The organism is Ruegeria sp. YTSA144 (assembly GCF_059610125.1).
In genome coordinates this window covers 181,111-197,413 of sequence record NZ_JBXWNA010000004.1, presented here as the reverse complement: position 1 = coordinate 197,413, position 16,303 = coordinate 181,111, and the positions used below count along the sequence as shown (strand labels likewise).

At 56.8% G+C, this 16,303-nt stretch carries 12 protein-coding genes; 4 read left to right on the top strand and 8 right to left on the bottom strand.

Translation table 11 applies throughout. The annotated features are described in order from the left end of the window. Nucleotides 1–44: 44 nt before the first annotated feature. Nucleotides 45–1,028: a Bug family tripartite tricarboxylate transporter substrate binding protein gene (locus AC2FF8_RS11375; RefSeq protein WP_257600933.1), complete on the bottom strand. Its 984-nt coding sequence runs from the start codon at nt 1,026–1,028 to the stop codon at nt 45–47. A gap of 107 nt (nt 1,029–1,135) precedes the next feature. On the opposite strand from AC2FF8_RS11375, the gene AC2FF8_RS11370 reads away from it, so the two are divergent. The 3 genes from AC2FF8_RS11370 to AC2FF8_RS11360 are packed head-to-tail and all read left to right on the top strand — an operon-like array spanning nt 1,136 to nt 4,147. Further along, nucleotides 1,136–1,804: a response regulator transcription factor gene (locus tag AC2FF8_RS11370; RefSeq protein WP_257600934.1), complete on the top strand. Its 669-nt coding sequence runs from the start codon at nt 1,136–1,138 to the stop codon at nt 1,802–1,804. Then, nucleotides 1,794–3,161, top strand: a complete 1,368-nt coding sequence (locus AC2FF8_RS11365; protein WP_496879731.1) for a sensor histidine kinase — start codon at nt 1,794–1,796, stop codon at nt 3,159–3,161. The genes AC2FF8_RS11370 and AC2FF8_RS11365 overlap by 11 nt, the downstream gene beginning before the upstream one ends. Further along, complete coding sequence (locus tag AC2FF8_RS11360; RefSeq protein WP_496879730.1) at nt 3,140–4,147, top strand: ABC transporter substrate-binding protein; 1,008 nt, start codon at nt 3,140–3,142, stop codon at nt 4,145–4,147. Before AC2FF8_RS11365 ends, AC2FF8_RS11360 begins: the two co-directional genes overlap by 22 nt. 11 nt (nt 4,148–4,158) lie before the next feature. Here the strand turns inward: AC2FF8_RS11360 and AC2FF8_RS11355 are convergent, their stop codons facing one another. The 3 genes from AC2FF8_RS11355 to AC2FF8_RS11345 form a co-directional block, all read right to left on the bottom strand. After that, on the bottom strand, nt 4,159–5,475 hold the full coding sequence (locus AC2FF8_RS11355; RefSeq protein WP_496879729.1) for an HlyD family type I secretion periplasmic adaptor subunit: 1,317 nt from the start codon (nt 5,473–5,475) through the stop codon (nt 4,159–4,161). Further along, nucleotides 5,475–7,214: a type I secretion system permease/ATPase gene (locus AC2FF8_RS11350; protein ID WP_425079587.1), complete on the bottom strand. Its 1,740-nt coding sequence runs from the start codon at nt 7,212–7,214 to the stop codon at nt 5,475–5,477. The genes AC2FF8_RS11355 and AC2FF8_RS11350 overlap by 1 nt, the downstream gene beginning before the upstream one ends. A 211-nt stretch (nt 7,215–7,425) precedes the next feature. Further along, the gene (locus tag AC2FF8_RS11345; protein WP_496873303.1) at nt 7,426–8,499 is read right to left on the bottom strand and encodes an AbrB family transcriptional regulator; all 1,074 of its coding nucleotides are present in this window, start codon (nt 8,497–8,499) and stop codon (nt 7,426–7,428) included. 68 nt (nt 8,500–8,567) lie between these two features. Here AC2FF8_RS11345 and AC2FF8_RS11340 point away from each other — a divergent pair, with 68 nt between their 5' ends. Further along, nucleotides 8,568–9,248 carry a GntR family transcriptional regulator gene (locus AC2FF8_RS11340; RefSeq protein ID WP_496879728.1) on the top strand — a complete coding sequence of 227 codons (681 nt, stop codon included), beginning with the start codon at nt 8,568–8,570 and terminating at the stop codon, nt 9,246–9,248. A gap of 364 nt (nt 9,249–9,612) precedes the next feature. On the opposite strand, the gene AC2FF8_RS11335 is transcribed toward AC2FF8_RS11340, so the two are convergent. The 4 genes from AC2FF8_RS11335 to AC2FF8_RS11320 all read right to left on the bottom strand — a co-directional run bounded on the left by AC2FF8_RS11335 (nt 9,613) and on the right by AC2FF8_RS11320 (nt 16,298). Beyond that, nucleotides 9,613–12,528, bottom strand: coding sequence for a M10 family metallopeptidase C-terminal domain-containing protein (locus tag AC2FF8_RS11335; protein WP_496879727.1), 2,916 nt, complete (start codon nt 12,526–12,528; stop codon nt 9,613–9,615). A 490-nt stretch (nt 12,529–13,018) separates the two neighbouring features. Beyond that, nucleotides 13,019–14,524 carry a mannitol dehydrogenase family protein gene (locus AC2FF8_RS11330; RefSeq protein WP_496879726.1) on the bottom strand — a complete coding sequence of 502 codons (1,506 nt, stop codon included), beginning with the start codon at nt 14,522–14,524 and terminating at the stop codon, nt 13,019–13,021. Beyond that, nucleotides 14,524–15,297 carry an L-iditol 2-dehydrogenase gene (locus AC2FF8_RS11325; RefSeq protein WP_170345415.1) on the bottom strand — a complete coding sequence of 258 codons (774 nt, stop codon included), beginning with the start codon at nt 15,295–15,297 and terminating at the stop codon, nt 14,524–14,526. Before AC2FF8_RS11325 ends, AC2FF8_RS11330 begins: the two co-directional genes overlap by 1 nt. Next, complete coding sequence (locus AC2FF8_RS11320) at nt 15,294–16,298, bottom strand: ABC transporter ATP-binding protein (RefSeq protein WP_170345414.1); 1,005 nt, start codon at nt 16,296–16,298, stop codon at nt 15,294–15,296. The genes AC2FF8_RS11325 and AC2FF8_RS11320 overlap by 4 nt, the downstream gene beginning before the upstream one ends. Nucleotides 16,299–16,303 lie beyond the last annotated feature (5 nt).

The window sequence follows — 16,303 nt, the reverse complement described above, 5'->3', positions numbered from 1 at the left end:
TCGTGGGAAGGCAGAGCGGCAAACCCGCTCTGCCGAAAACGGACTTAGAGGAAGCCCAGCTTTTTCATCAGATCGCCGATCTGCTGTTCCTGCTGCTCCAGGAACGTCTGGAAGTCAGCGCCCGAGTTGTGGATGTTGACCCAACCATTGCGTGCCCGAACCTCTTCCCATTCCGGGGTGTCATACATCTTGGCAATCGCTTCCTGGTAGGCGGCCAGCTTGTCTTCGGGCAGACCGGGAGCCGCGAAAAAGCCGCGCCAGTTCACGAAGGTGGTATCAATACCCTGTTCCTTCATCGTCATCGCGTCAGGAGCCGCGTCAACGCGCTCTTCGGATGTCACGCCGATAATCTTGACTTCACCCGCGTTTGCCAGATCGACCGCTTCCGAGAAACCGGTGGACAGGGCGGCGATCTCACCCGACAGCAGGGCCGCCATGGCTTTACCGCCAGCATCATAGGGGATGTACTTCACGCCAAGCGCATCCTTGCCCGCTGCTTCCATCACCATCGCGGCGACCAGATGGTCCATGCCGCCGGGAACCGAGCCGCCACCGATCGCAGTACCGCTTGGGTCGGCATCAAAAGCGGCAAGCAGATCCGCCATCGAGTTGATCGGGCTGTCTTTGCCCACAACGATCGCGGCATAGTCGCCGATAGTGCCCGAAACCAGCGTCAGATCGCGGAAGTTGTGAGGGAATACACCGGTCAAAGAGCGGATCACGATCGGCGTCGAATTCACCATCAGCGTACCATGGTTACTGTCGGCATTTTCGATCAGATATCCAATGGCTTTGCCGCCACCGCCGCCGGACATGTTTTCGTATGACGCCGTGCCGACCAGACCAGCTTTTGTCAGCGCTTCGCCCGTGCCGCGCGCGGTTCCGTCCCAACCGCCACCGGCACCACCGGGAATCAGAAAGTGAATGCTGTCCACGACCTGATGGCCATCAGCCAAGGCCGGCCCTGTCAGGCCAATTGCGGCCACAGCTGCGATCAGGGCGCGACGGCCCAGTGTGAATGTCGTCATGATGTCCTCCCATTTGACAACCAGCCGCATGGCGGCTCAGATTGGGTGGAACCAAAACACATCAACCTGACATCAACCTGTCACGCACGAAGAATCGCAAAAATCCCATGAAATTCCTTCTTGTGGAAGACAATCTTGATCTGGCGAACGCCATCTGCTCGCGCATGAGGTTAGACGGCCATGTGGTTGATCATGCGTCTAAATTGGATGATGCGACGGCCTTTGCCGAAACTCAGGAATACGACCTTATTCTGTTGGATATCATGTTGCCGGATGGGGACGGGCGCGACTTTCTCAAACGGCATCGCGCTGGTCATCTGGACACCCCCGTGATCGTTTTGACAGCACGCAGCCAGGTCTCGGATCGAATCGGCTCGTTGGATCTGGGGGCCGATGATTACGTCACCAAGCCTTTCGATCATGCTGAACTTGAGGCCCGCTGCCGTGCCGTTCTGCGCCGCAAATCCGGGAATGCAAGGACAACGATCGAAGTGGGCGGAATAATCTTTGACCCTTTGGCAGGTCATCTGACCGTTGGGGATGAGACTGTTTCCTTGCGCAACCGGGAACTGCGCCTTCTGGAACTGTTCATCAGTGCGCCGGGACAGGTGTTTTCGAAACAAAAGCTCACGGACCGGCTTTTTTCTTATGATGACGATGTCTCGGACAATGCCATCGAGGTTTACGTTGGTCGCCTTCGCAAACATCTTGAACCGTCGGACCTGAAGATCACCACGCTTCGCGGTCTTGGATACAGGTTGGATCATGCCTCCTGACCCCTATGTTTCAGGGTCGCTTCGGAACAGGCTGGTCCTGACTTTGATCGGTGGTACCGCGATATTGGCGTTTCTTCTGTTTATCGCGGTTCGCAACTATGCCGCACAGGTCGCGCAACAAGGGCAGGACAACATCCTGGGGGCGGCAGCCACCTCGATTCTGGACGCGGCCGCCTTGCGCGACGGGCACTTGGAGGTTGATATTCCCTATGCAGCCTTCGCCATGCTCAGCACACCGTCCGACGACCGGGTTTTTTACGCGATTTTTCAGGATGGCGCGTTTCTGTCAGGATATGAAGATCTGCCGCCGGCCAAAGGGCAATTCGACGGCAAGTGGAGCTTTCAAACCCGTCGGATACGGGGTGAAACCATACGTCAGGTCAGTGCGCGGCGAACCCTGGTGGGCCTGAACAAACAAACCGTCATCGAGGTCGCGTTGGGCCAAACGCAGGACGCCCTTGCGGAAACTCTGGACCAGATTTCACGCAACGCGGCGATCTTGGGCATCGGGTTCTTTGCTCTTGCCGCTGCGCTGTCGTTCTGGGCCACCTCGTCGACGATTGGCCAATTGAACAGGCTTACCACCTCTGTCACCCGGCGCGGCCCGCAGGACCTGAGCCCGTTCAAAAAGCCCGTACCCCGCGAAATGGCTCCTTTGGTGGCGTCGTTGAACTCTTTGATGGGGCGGCTGGATCAATCACTGAGCCAATCGGAAGATTTCATCGCCGAGGCGGCCCACCGGGTGCGCACCCCTTTGGCAACCGTTCGATCTTATGCCGATGCCACATTGCAGAGGGTCGAAAAGGAAGAAAACCGTGAAGCGTTACGCTCAATGGTGCGGGCCATTGATGAAAGCTCGCGCGCGGCGGGGCAATTGCTGGATCATGCGATGATCACGTTCCGCGCCGATCATCTGGAGCGCGAAGACATTGATCTCAATGCTTTGGTCCGTGATCTGGTGCAGCGTTTGACACCAATCGCCGAAATGAAGGACTTGTCGCTTTCCCTGAGCGGCGATCCAAAGGTTTCCTACTCGGGTGACCCCATTCTTATTCAGAACGCTGTGCGCAACATGATCGACAACGCACTGAAATATGCGCCTGCCGACAGTTTCGTACGCATCGAGGTTGTTTCGGAACCTCGCATTCAGATAATTGTCAAAGACCGTGGGCCGGGGTTTCCTCCAAACGAGATCGACACTTTGACGCGCCGTTTCGAGCGCGGGAAGAATGCAAGCGGAACCATCGGATCCGGATTGGGCCTTACAATCGTTCAGGACGTTGCTTCTGCGCATGGTGGCACACTGGAATTGACCAACCGGCAGGGGGGCGGCGCGTGCGTTATCTTATCGCTTTGATTTTCTTCAGCCTTCCTGTCGTTGCTGCCACCCAAACCTGGGAGGACAGGCAGGTTTTCAACGCCTCGGCGGATGAGGCGCATCTACGCGTGATCTCAAGCACGGACACCTTTCTGTTCGAACCCTTGATTGCGGGTTTCATCGAAGAAAACCCCGGTATCTCTGTCGAATACCTGGTGACAGGCACCGCAGATATTGACCGAATAGTCCGTGCCGCGCCGGACGATTTTGATGTCGTCATATCCAGCGCGATGGACCTGCAACTGAAGCTGGCAAATGATGGGTTCGGACGCGTCATCGACGACATCTCTCTGCCATCCTGGGCGCAATGGCATCAAAGCCTTTTCGCGTTCACATCGGAACCGGCGACAATCGTGATTAACCGCGCGGCCTTTGCCGGTGGCCCCATCCCCGAGACCCGGCAACAACTGATCGAAATCCTTCGTTTGCGTCCCGATGATTTCAGGGGCCGTGTGGGCACCTATGACATCCGTCAATCCGGTCTGGGGTATCTGTTCGCAACGCAGGATGCCCGCGCGTCCGAGACGTATTGGCGGCTCATGGAGGTGATGGGTGGATTGGACGTGCGCCTGTACTGTTGTTCGGCGGATATGATCGATGACCTCGTCAAGGGTGAGATTGCTGTGGCTTACAACGTTCTGGGCAGCTATGCCGAAGCCCGCGCCGGAAGCAAGGACACTGTGGAAATCATTCTGCCGTCGGATTTTCAGACGACCATGATGCGCACGGCCATGGTGCTGAACGGCACCCCGCAACCGAACGCGGCCACGTCTTTTCTAAAACATCTGATTTCCAACCAAACCAAGCGGGTAGGCGACCCCGTTACCTTGCCGCCCTTGGCAACACACGAAACTGGCACCGATCGCGAAACGATTGGGCTGGACCCGGCCCTCATGACCTTTCTGGACAGGCTGAAACGCCGCCGTTTTCTGGCTGAATGGGAAAACGCGGTCATCCAGCGATAACCGCGCCCGCATCATTCGCGAAACGCGCGGTTGAAGTAGTCCGCCATTGGTTTCACGAGATAAGACAACGGCGTGCGTTCATCGGTCTTGATCAGTGTTTCAACCGGCATACCCGGCAAAAGTTCCTGGCCGTTGAGCCGGTCGATCTCGCCGTCATTCAGCACCACTTCGGCACGGTAAAAGGTGAAACCGGACTGTTCATCCGTGAACGTGTCCGCCGAGACGTTGTTGACCTGTCCTTCGAGTTCGGGCGTTTCGCGTTGATTGAACGCCGGGAACCGCAGGGCAACGGGTTGCCCGACATGCAACTGATCCACATGGATCGCATCCACCCGAGTTGCCACCAACAGCGGCGTGTCCTGCGGAACCACGTACATCATGGGTTCGCCCGGCTGAATGACCGATTGCAGGGCAAAGACCTGACTGCCGTAAACCGTTCCGCTGACAGGTGCGCGAATTTCAAGCCTGGCCAGTCGTTCCGCCAGGGACAAGCGCCGTTCCCACAGTTCTGCCACCTGCGCCTGAACGTCCCGCAAAGTGGTGATCGCTTCTTCCCGCCGGGTCGCGGTCAGTTCGACAATCTTGATCTCGGTTGATGCAATCTGTCCCTTCAGGCGCGCGACAGCCGCTTCCAACTTGCCGATTTCACCTGTCAGGCTGGCTTCTTCGCGTTGCAGCGCCAGCACGCGGCTGTTTTGTGTCAGACCCCTGCTCAACAGGCTTTGCTGATCCTTCAACTCCGCCTCGATCAACTCGGTCTGGCGGCGCAACGAGACCAACTGAGCCTGCGTGCCTGCGATCTCGCTTTCTATCTGAACCAACTGTTTGCGCAGTTGTTCGTCCTGCTTGGACAGCGTTTCCAGCCGGGCATCAAACAGATTCTGCTGTCCCTCAATCAGGTCGGGATCAATGTTGTACTCTTTTTGAACCTCGGCCAGGCGTTCCGCCAAGTCTTCGGATGTCAAACCATCCCGTTCGGCCTCAAGCCGGGCACGGCGGGCCAGCAGATCAAAGAGTTGAGATTCTACAATCGTCTGTTCCGAAGACAGAAATGTGTCATCCAACCGCAAAAGCAAATCGCCCGAGGCAACCGTATCACCGTCGCGCACGAAAATCTCGCCAACCACGCCGCCGTCAGGATGTTCAACGACCTGACGGTTGCTTTGAACTTCGATAACACCCGAAGATACAATCGCCCCGGCCAGCCGCGTTTTCACGGCCCAAAGACCCAATCCGCCGACCAGAATGCCAAGGGCAAGAAATCCCACCAGCGCAGGTATTTTGATGCCCCAGACGGGCACGGATTTCTTGGTTGATTTTTTCGCCATTATTCACCTACGGGGCTAAGCTTGCGCTTAATCGCGCCCGCATTCTGGACCATTGCGTTCAGAACCTCGTCGCGGCTGCCGAACCTTACGACCTGGCCTTTTTCCACAACAGCAAGATCGTCACATTCCGAAATGGCCTGCGGGCGGTGCGTCATGATGATGGCGGCCTTTCCCGCTTCCTTGAGGCCGCGCACGGCTGCGTTCAAAGCTTCGGTGCCATCTGCGTCGAGGGCCGAGTTCGGCTCGTCCAAAATGAGAAGGACCGGGTCGCCATACAGCGCACGGGCCAACGCAATGCGCTGTTTCTGACCGCCCGACAACTGACTGTCATTGCCTTCCAGGAACGTGCCATAACCTTTTTCCAATGACAGGATCAGTTCATGTGCCTTGGCCTTCTTGGCCGCCGCAACCACCGCTTCTGAATCCGGGTTTTCCGACATCCGTGCAATATTTTCAGCAACGGTTCCGTTGAACAGGGTCACCTGCTGTGGCAAGTACCCGATATGGCTGCCCAAGTCGTTTGGATTGTATTGGTCCAACGTGGCGCCGCCCAACCGGATCTCGCCCGCCGCCGGCCTCCAAAGCCCAAGCAGAGCCTTGGCCAGGGTCGTCTTGCCCGACCCACTTTTCCCGATCACACCAAGCGCCTTTCCCGGTTCCAGTTTCAGGTTAACGTTCCGCAACGTTGGCGCAGTAGCACCCGGAGGGATTACCGTCAGGGATTTGGCTTCCAATTGGGATTTGGGGATCGGCAAACGAATCCGCTGTTCCTCTGGCGGTGTCTGGTCCAGAAACCGGTTCAGCGAATTCCAGGCCGTGCGTGCCCGTTCGACCAAACTCCATTGGCCGACAGCCTGTTCCACCGGGGCCAAAGCCCGCCCCAAGAGAATCGAGCCCGCAATCATCGCCCCTGGCGTCATTTCGTTTTGCAGTACCAGCCACGCGCCCAAAGCCAGCATGGCCGATTGCAGAAAAAGCCGAAGCGATTTCGTCAGCGACGTGAAGCTACCAGTCCAGTCACTGGCGGAAATGCTTTGACGCAAAGCTTCCGTACGCTGGTTCAACCACCGCTTGGTCACGTCCGCCTGCATTCCCTGAGACCGTACAACCTCTGCTGCCTGCCTCGCGTGTTCGGAAAAGGCATTCGCCCGCGCCGCCGCGGATTGTGCTTCGGCCACCTTACGGCTGGTCAGGGCCTGGTTGAGCAAAGCAATCACCACAAGCAGTACGCCACTTGCAACGGCCAACCAGCCAAGCAGAGGATGAAAAATGAAAATTGCCCCCAGGAAGACGGGCGTCCACGGAATATCCATTACTGCAAGCAACACGGGAGAAGAGCACAAGGTGCGAATGGCCTCGAGATCCCGCAGTGCAGTTGCCGGAGCCGATCGCACCTGGGGCACCAGAGACCGGCGCATTGTCGCTTCGAAAACACGTTCATCCAGCTGTGACTGGAACCGTGCACCAAAGCGGGCAACGATGCGACCGCGTGCATAGTCCAGCATAGCCATCAGCGCATAAAGCAACGCAACAAGCAAAAACAGTGCTGTCAGAGTTTCAACTGCCCGTGAACCAAGAACCCGATCATATACTTGCAGCATGAACAGCGGACCTGTCAGCATGAGCAGGTTGACGAAGATGCTGAACAAAAACGCCAAGGCCAGAAAGGCAATGCCCTGATTGCGCACGTTGCGCAATTCATGGCGAGGGGCCGCTGATAGGCGGTGTTGAGGTTTCACAGTTTACAATCCACATCATTCGGACAGGCATCGCCGCATTTAGAAAGTTAGTTCAGCATTGCCAAGTTTGCACATGTTTTTTTGAGCAAGAAACCGCAGACAGCGGGCTGGAAGAAGCACTTTTCGGCCAACGCCACAAAGAATGTCTTAACCTTTGAACTTGGTGGTTCCGGCGCATGGAAACTATGCGGCCGCGGCCAGAAGCATTTGGCTAATTCCGAGGTCCGGACCAACGCAAGATCAGGTTGGCTGCGACGGGTGCGCCGATGATGACAAGCACGATCCGCGTCAGGTGATGACTGATTACAAAGCCCAGATCAGCGCCCGAGACGATGGCCAGAACCGTCATCTCGGCCTGCCCTCCGGGTGCGAAAGCCAGAAAGGCTTCGACGGGCCGCCCCAAACCAACAGAGGTGACAAGGGCAGTGAAACCCGCCGCCAGAACTGCAAGTACGACAACATATGCAACGCCCGCAGCTACAACCCGGCGCAGTTCCCCCCAGGTTACGCCAACAAATTTTTCTCCAATCGCGCAACCAATGAAAAACTGCGCGACCAGCACGGCTTCGCGCGGCGGGCGAGAATGGATGAAATCCCCCAGCGACAAGGCGGCTGTTAGAATCATCGGCCCAAGGATGGAAGCGCCGAAAAGCCCTATTCTCTCTCCTCCCTTCCAGCCGATGAAAGCCGCCAGAACCATCAGCAGCAGTTCATGAACAGGTAGCTCACGCGCCGGCTGTCCTATGGGATTGGTGAGTTCCGCATCGTAGAAAAGCGTCAGAAACAATGGCGCCAAAGTGACGATGATCAACACGCGCGTACCGTGGATCAGGGAAAGGGTTCTTGGGTCGGCTCCGGCCTCGGTGCCGAAAATGATCATGTCCTGCAAACCGCCCGGCATCGCTGCGTAAAAGGCAGTTTTTTCGTCAAACCCCCAGATTTTTCGAAAAAACGGCACACCAACAAAAGCAATCAGGATTATGAAGACGGGAACCAGCAGGATCGATGCGGCCATCTTGGGCAGTTCGACGAAAAGTGCCGGCGTGATCGAGGCACCAACTGCTACGCCCAGAATCGTTCTGGCGGCGACGGAAACTTGCCCAAACCCTTGCATTGGCGCCTGAGCAAGCGCAGCGATCAGGCAAGCTGCCATGGGGCCGAACAAGAACGGCAACGGCAGGTCCAATACCCCGAAGACCGCTGTGCCAAGCGCTGCAATCCCAAACGTCACCGACCTTTTCACAAGGGGGGAAGGGTGGTCCTTCAAGATGGGCAAAACCTGCATTCCATTGCCATTGACCCGCAATGTGTTCAATTGTATTCACTTGGATACAAAGTGCAAGCAAGAACATGATGACCTTTCAGGACGACCCAATTCAGCCAGGCCCCCAAGGCAATTCCGTGTATCAACGGTTGCTGGACGAGATTCGCGAAGGGGCGCTTTTGCCCGGCGATCGCTTGAGAGAGATTGACCTGTCCAATCGGTTGGGCGTCAGCCGGACTCCTGTGCGCGAAGCGATCCGGCAGCTTGAGGCGGATGGGCTTGTCACGCATGTGCCAAGGCAGGGCGCAACGGTCCGAAGCCTGAGTTATGCCGAGGTGATGGAGCTTTATGAGATGCGTGCCGTGCTTGAAGGCACTGCGGCCCGCCTGGCGGCCCGAGTCGCGTCAGATATCGAATTGGACGAACTGGAGGTGCTGAACGACCAACTTGCCCAGGCAGGTACGGGGCCGGAGGCCGCCCGGATCAACAGGGTGTTTCACGCCACCCTGCTGGATGTAGCCAAGAACCGGTTTCTGGCGAAATCCATGCTTTCATTGCAAAAGGCGCTGCTGATACTCGGGCCGTCGCAACTGTTGGACAATGAACGGGCGGATGCCGCAGTCGCGGAACACAGGCGCATTATGGCAGCCCTCAAATCGCGAGACAGCGCTGCGGCCGAGATGGAAATGCGAACACATATTCAAGCCGGCCAGAGGATGCGCATTCGCGCACTTCAGGAGCGCGACCGCACAACCGATCAGGGCCAATAGGACAAACAGATTGTTTCTCCTCGTAACGTTGCTTGGAAAATCACCGTGATCGATGGCGGCAATTCGCGCAGCACCCTATGGGTTTTGGACGTTGCCAGACCTGCCCGGAAACTCCGGTGGTGCTTTGACGGTGGCAGCTTGTGTTGCCGCGGCTCCGCTCTGGCAAAAGCCCGACCCAAATCCTGGCGAACCGCCTGCTTGGGGTGGCGTTTTTGCTTTCACCCTGCTGTTTCGTTTCCAGGGCTGACAACGCGGTCCCGGAAGGCCGGGGGGCTGATCGAAATCGCAAGCCTATTCAGCGCAATGCGCCAGAAACGGCACCGTCAGTTTGACAGAAAGGGCCGCCGCCAACGCCAAAGCACATCTATATCCAAAAGCTGTCTTCGTCCAAAAGGGGCATATGCGTCAGACTTTGCTCGTCGCCCTCGATGTCCGTGTTTCCACTCAACAACGCGGCCAATGGCTCTTCGGAAACAGAGAGCACCGCGTCCTGAGCCTGATGCAAGCTTACCAGCGTGTAGTCGTCTTCTGCGTCTTCGTGACCGTCAAGATCAGGGGCGAACTTCAGATAATCGACCGTTTCATCCCAATCAGACATTCCCAGGTTTTCTTCGCAAGTCGGTGTGTTCTGATCATCTGTCGCAACTCGAGCGAGTTTGGGCAGTCCGTTTCCTACTGTCCCACTGCCGTCGATATCAAAGCCATAGAAGGTTTCGACTGCCGCAACGTCAGGGATGGTGTTGGAACCGACATATACACCATTGGAATCCGTGACCCATTCCCCGTAGGACCCATCCGTATTCTTCCACAGCACCCGGTAGCCGCCGCCCGAAGCCTCGGCCTGGATGGCCTGCCAGCCGGGGAAACTGTTCGGGCCGACAGTGGCGTTGTTGAATGTCAAAGTCGTGGTGCCGTCGATCAGATACTCACCCCGGGTTGACGCCCCCAGCATTGTCCCGCCGTTGGATTCAACGTTGATCGTTCCATGACCCGTCAACCCGTCATTGTTCAGATCAACGCCATAGAAGACCTCTACATCCGCAACATTGTCGATCGTTGCACTGCTCTGGAATTCACCAGCCGCATTCGTGGTCCATTCACCATAGGACCCATCCGAATTCTTCCACAACACCCGATAACCGCCGCCCGAAGCCTCGGCCTGAATGGCCTGCCAGCCGGGGAAACTGTTCGGGCCGGCAATAACCTGGTTGAGCTTCAAGTCGATGCTGCCGCCGATTACATATGCGCCATTGGTTGACCATCCCAGCGCCGTGGAACCGCTGGACTCGATGCTTGTCGTGATATGACCGATTTGTGCATCATTGTTCAGGTTGGCGCCATAGAAGACCTCGACATCCCGAACGTCGTCTATGGTGCTGCTGCTGAGAAAACGACCACTGGCATCGGTCACCCATTCCCCAAACGTGCCGTCCGTATTCTTCCACAGCACCCGGTAGCCGCCGCCCGAAGCTTCGGCCTGAATGGCCTGCCAGCCGGGGAAACTGTTCGGGCCGGCCTTGGCACCGTTGAGGGTCAGTTCAATGGTGCCGTTAATCAAATACGAACCCAGGCTTGACGAGACGAGCGTCGTGGAGCCATTGGTTTCAACCGTGACCGTACCGTGACCCGTCAGCCCGTCATTGTTCAAATCAGCGCCATAGAAGGCCTCAACATCTGCCACATTGCCGATGCTGCTGCTGCTGAGGAACTGACCATTGGCGTTGACGGTCCATTCCCCATATGTCCCATCCACGTTTTTCCACAGCACTTTGTAATCGCCGCCCGAAGCCTCGGCCTGAATGGCCTGCCAGCCAGCGATCGTGTTTTGACCAACAGCCTGACCATTGAATATCAGCGTCACGTTCGAACTGCCTGCATCCAGTACGTAAATGCCCTGACTTGCATGTTTCAGCGTCGTACCGGTCGTTTCGATATCCGAAAGCTGCATGGCAGCCTCGATATTCGAACGAGTATACGTCTGTGATCCATTCAGGAACTGAATGGCCTCGACATCATCTTCCACCGTGAAGGTAATACGTGACACGGCATCGATAAATTCGTATTTCGTGCCGTTTTTGATGAACAGATAACTGCTGATGGCGCTGACAAATCGGACGGTGTCAGTACCGCTTCCTCCGGAAAACGAGCCGGCATTGTTGGTCACGATGGCCCAATCGTCGCCCTGGCCACCGAAAACCTGGTCAGCGCCGGAACCGTTCGCCAGATAAATGGTGTCGTTCCCAAAGCCGCCATAAACGGTGTTGTTGTTGGTTCCGTCGGACACTGAATAGATTTTGTCGTGGCCATGGTTGCCATTCAGAACGTTCTGAGCGGTGTTCCCGACGATCACATCATCACCGGTCCCTCCGGTCGCGTTTTCGATCACAACGCCATGCGCGATTGTGAAGCCGCCCTTTATGCCCTCTGCGTAAGACACTACGCCGCCGCCGGTCTCGGAATAATCCAGTGTTGCGGCCCGCAGGTCGATCCGCGCCTTGGAACTGCCGACATGCTGGATGGTATCGTTTCCACCAGTATCCCAAATAGACTGATAGCCGGTACCCGCAACGTTTGCCGAGGGGAGCGTGTAGGTATTGTTGGCTGAGTTGTGGCTGGTATTGGCGCCATACATCGCCTGCAACGCAGCAATGTCCAAAGCGCCAAGACCCGTTGAACCACCATAAGTCGCGGTGGGTGAGAGAATTCCGTTCTGTTCGGTCCAGCCGTCATTATACGACATCACCGTGTAGACACCCTGATTCAGGTTGCCGGCCCCGAATGAATTAAATGGTGATGTGACACCATTCATCACGGTTGTACCCAAACCGGTGTCGTGGGGGTGGCCCAACCCAAGCGCGTGGCCCAACTCATGTATCAAGGTTGTAAAGAAAAACCCGCCCGGATCGCCGTTTCCATTTGCTCCGGCAGTCCAGTAAGCGGTGTTGAAAGCGCCTTCGGAGGGGCGACTTGATGGCGTATAGTGGTAGCCAAGCGTTCTGGGATCTGAAAAAAAGCTTGTGGGCGCAATAACCTCAACCAAGTCGGCTGAAGCACTGCCGGACTCGACAAAGCTCACATTTGCGACGGCCTCGATAGCAGAGAGAGCGGCTCGGAATTCTGCCTTGTATTCCGCAGTCCACGCTTGTGTGCCCGCGTATTGTTCGAAGTGATAAGAAATTGTAGTGGTCGAAGGATTGCCGTCAACGTAGGCAACGTAACCTTGTATCGAGCTGAGCGGCGAAGAAGCGGAAGGTCTTGGTATTATAGTCGTAGTAGCCATTGCTCAGCCCTGTAGCTCGGAAGATTAGATTGCACTCGGATGCACGCTCAAATTGTTCTTTTTATGACAAACTACGATGCACCGGTTCTTTTGAAGCAGCAGGTGACACCATGTTTCAAATGACACTTTCTTTCAACGGCAGAACCGTCTCATAAGTGCAACAGAAGCCCCCGATCCTTGGCTGAACCGGGCATCTGCGACCGAATATGGTTTGGGCGTTCTGCCCAGTTTTGTTCCACTTTTTTGGACCCGTTTTCGAAGCTTTTGATCCCGCCGCAAGCTTTTGCTAATTCCTGCCCGGGCTTGTTCGATGGGCTCTGTTGTGTGGATATGCCCAAAGTGATGAACCGGTCAGCGTCGCCGAGGATGACATCCACGCCACTTTCGCCAGATTGCAGGCCCCGATTTGCGCCAACGTCAGACAAAGTTCCAAAAGCCCAATAACCGCGCCGCATGGACACCCATCGAACGGAGCGCCGAGAGCGATTTGCTACGTTGAACCGTTGGCGACATACTCAGCGATGGCCGCCCGGCTGCCACGTTGCCATATCAGCGTCAGCCAGCGGGCAAAGGCGTTGGAAAACTGTGTACTGATTCCAAAGTCACCGCTGTAGAAACCCTGCTCCAGCCAAAGCTCAGGTTCGGTTTTGGACGCCCGCGCAGTGCTGTTCAGGCTTTCCCACTGGGGGTCATTAGGAGCGATCTCGGAGCCATCTTCACGAACACCCGCACACATCCGGCACCAGAACGCTTCGGCAAGCGCGAGCCCACTTACAGAAGAACCTGATGCAAGTGCATCGCGCAGCGACGGCAGCAAAAATCCCGGATGTCGTGCCGATCCGTCGAACGCAACCCTGCGTGTGGTATCGTGAATCGCAGTGTTTGCAAATCGCCTCTCAACCAACTCAAGGTATTCTTGCGCAGTTGTTTCGGGAACGGCTTCGACATGAGGCAGGATTTCTTCAGCTTGCACTTTGCCAAGGAATGCCACGATGTCCGGGTCCTTCATGCAGTCGGCAATCGTCGGAACATTCAGTATTTCTCCGACATTTGCCAGCAGTTGATGACCTCCGTTCAAAATGCGCAACTTCATTTTCTCGTAACCATGAACGTTGTGGGTCAGTGTTACGCCGACCCTTTCGAGAGCCGGGCGCCCGGCACAGAAGGCATCCTCGATGACCCATTGGCGAAAGTTTTCATGCGAGACGGGCGCTCTGTCATCGACGCCAAGGGCGTGGCATTGCGATACCAGTTGGTCGGTCGTCGCAGGCACGATGCAATCCACCATCGAGTTCGGAAACGCGCCATGCCTGTCGATCCAGCTGGCCAGTTCCGGGTCGGACATGCGCGCCAATCCCACAACACAGTTCCGCAAAATCGTTCCGTTGCCTTGAAGATTGTCGCAGCTGAGCGCCGTAAACGGCTTCGAACCCTCGGCGCGCCGCCGTCTGAGCGCCGCAACCATCGCGCCGAAGGCCGTACGTGGCTGATTGGGATTTTCTGCATCATGACGGATATCTGCGTGATCGGAATCGAATGCACCGCTGTTGGCACCCAGAAAATACCCACCTTCGGTAACGGTCAGCGAAACGATCCGGGTGGCCGGGTCGGCCATCGCCTGGATGAGGGCGGTGTTGTTTTCCTCGATCGGCAGATAATCGATCATTGGACCAATCACCTCGGCAGACATTCCGTTTGGTCCCAACTCGATCAGGGTTGTAAGGCAGTCCTGTGCAAGCAGTCGCTCTCGCATAGCAGCGTCATAGCTTCGCACACCCGCCCCGACGATTGCCCAGTCATGGGCCAGCCCCTGCTGCATGAGTTGGTGAACATACCAGGCCTGATGCGCGCGATGGAAATTACCCAATCCAATATGAACGATGCCCGGAGTCAGATCCGAACGTTCGTACAACGGGGTCTTCACGGTGGATGGCAGCTCAGAGAGGCTCTCTTGCCGCAGCCGTGTCGGGGATTTTGCGTTCGCCACAGGGTCCATCAGCTCATCCAGTTTCCACCGTCGACGTTATAAGTCTGCGCGACGATATACCTGGCCTCTTCAGAGGCCAGAAAAACCGCCATGCCTGTCAGGTCTTCCGCGCGTCCCATGCGGCCATATGGAACAGCTGCCGCCACTTCACGCTTTTTCTGGCCAAGGGGCTTGCCTTCATGCTTTGCAAAAAAGGCGTCCACGCCATCCCAATGTTCGCCATCGACGACACCGGGGGCAATCGCGTTTACATTGATTCCATGAGAAATCAGGTTCAGCCCCGCCGATTGGGTCAGGGATATGATCGCCGCCTTGCTGGCGCAGTAGACAGCGACCAAAGGTTCACCCCTTCGCCCGGCCTGCGAGGCCATATTGATAATTCGACCTTTGGTTCCGTGCTCGATCATATGTTTGGCAACGGCCTGCATCGTAAACAGCGCACCCGCGACGTTGATGTCAAAAACGCGATTGTAGTCGGCGCGTTCAATCTCGACGATTGGTGCGGCGGTGAAGATGGCTGCGTTGTTGATCAGAATGTCGATCGGGCCGAAATGGGTCGCGGTTATTGCTATGGCCTGATCGATGCTCTGCTGGTCGGTCACGTCCATCTCGACAGCGAAAGCCGTCGCGCCGATCCCGGCGACCGCGTCCTGCGCGCGCTGGAAGTCGATGTCGGCGACGGCGACTCGCGCGCCCTCTGCCACATAGGCCTTGGCAAATGCCAATCCAATGCCCCGCGCAGCCCCGGTAATCAGGGCGGTTTTGCCCGTCAGACGTTTCATTCGATCCGCAGACCGTCTGCGTCAAATCTGTGGATCACATCGGCGCGTGGGGTCAGATGAATGCGATCCCCATGGCGGAAACCAACCTCGCCGTCTGCACGTACGGTAATCGTTTCAGCCAACCCGGTTTCGTGGATATGGAAAAATGTGTCCGAACCAAGGTGTTCCGAGACGCTGACGACCCCGGACCATTCTCCTTCGGTTTCCGAAACTGCAATGTGTTCCGGTCGAATGCCGATCGTTTGGGCGCCGCGCTTTGCTGCTTCTGGCCCTTCGATGAAGTTCATCTTGGGCGAACCAATGAAACCTGCAACAAACAGGTTGCGTGGCGTTCGGTACAGTTCCAGCGGGCTGCCAACCTGTTCGATCACGCCCGCCTGAAGCACAACGATCTTGTCCGCCATCGTCATGGCTTCGACCTGATCGTGGGTGACGTAGATCATCGTTGTCGCGAGGCGTTCGTGCAGCTCGCTGATCTCCAACCGCATGCCGACCCGAAGTGCTGCGTCGAGGTTTGAAAGCGGCTCATCGAACAGGAACGCGGCCGGTTCACGAACGATGGCCCGACCAATGGCGACGCGCTGACGCTGACCGCCGGACAACTGGCCCGGGCGGCGATCCAGGTAGTCGGTCAGGTTCAAAACGCTTGCCGCGCCCTCAACACGCTTGTCGATTTCAGCCTGATCCAGTTTCGCCATGCGCAGCGGAAATGCGATGTTCTTGCGCACGGTCATATGCGGGTAAAGCGCATAAGACTGGAACACCATTGCCAGCCCTCGTTTGGCGGGCGGCACATCTGTTGCATCTGCGCCATCGATTTCTATGTGGCCGCTGGTGATATCCTCCAGCCCCGCGATCAGGCGCAGCAGCGTGGATTTACCGCAGCCCGAAGGGCCGACGAAAACGGTGAACTCGCCATCTTCAATGGTCAGGTCCAAGGGTGGAATAACCTCAACATCGCCAAATTTCTTGGTCACAGACTTGAGTTGTATACGTCCCATGAGTC